This window comes from Belnapia sp. AC561, assembly GCF_979252845.1.
The window spans coordinates 1-236 of record NZ_CEEDBP010000494.1 but is presented as its reverse complement, the minus strand read 5'-3'; the positions used below and the strand labels follow the sequence as shown (position 1 = coordinate 236).

Below are 236 nucleotides of genomic sequence, written 5' to 3'. Positions count from 1 at the left end.
ATCAAACCAGCGGCTGCTCATGTCCGGCCTCAAGTGCAGCAAGGGCAAGCTCGCCAATTGCTCTTTGGCCAACGGCAGGGTACGGCCTTCCAGCAAGCGCGGGCTGCAAATGGGAAACACTTCTTCGCTGAACAGGCGGCTGGCTTCGGTGTGCTTGAAGCGGCCATCGCCAAAGGTGATGGCGATATCGATGTCGCTGCGAAGGCTCGTCATGCTGCGGTCGCTGGTGATCAGGC

General features: G+C 60.2%; 1 protein-coding gene. It reads right to left on the bottom strand.

Annotated elements, in window-relative coordinates; all coding sequences use genetic code 11:
* On the bottom strand, positions 1 to 236 hold a 236-nt coding region (locus tag AC0IW9_RS31985; RefSeq protein WP_471652302.1), incomplete at both ends, for a LysR substrate-binding domain-containing protein.